General features: G+C 43.5%; 1 tRNA gene. It reads right to left on the bottom strand.

Features of this window, described 5'->3' with window-relative positions:
• Positions 1-131 precede the first annotated feature (131 nt).
• Positions 132-207 (bottom strand) — tRNA-Val (locus TW84_RS23175).
• Between the last annotated feature and the right edge of the window lie 48 nt (positions 208-255).

The raw sequence follows: 255 nt of genomic DNA, 5'->3' as shown, positions 1-255 counted from the left end.
TTCCAAATTGTTAAAGAGCATGTTTCTTCACAAGGAAGTTACATTTTCTAAAGACTTTCAGCGGCAAAAATCCAACCACATACGTATTACTGAAGTGGTTTGGAAATCTGAATCCAAAAATACTTAGAGAATGGTGGGCGATACCGGGCTCGAACCAGTGACCCCCTGCTTGTAAGGCAGGTGCTCTCCCAACTGAGCTAATCGCCCACATAAGTTTTAATTCTTCGTGGAGAAGAATGGTGGGTCGTGCAGGAT

It is taken from the genome of Vibrio neptunius (assembly GCF_000967495.1).
In the GTDB taxonomy this organism is placed as follows: domain Bacteria; phylum Pseudomonadota; class Gammaproteobacteria; order Enterobacterales; family Vibrionaceae; genus Vibrio; species Vibrio neptunius.
The sequence above is the reverse complement of the archived record's forward strand: the minus strand, read 5'-3'. Positions and strand labels throughout refer to the sequence as shown.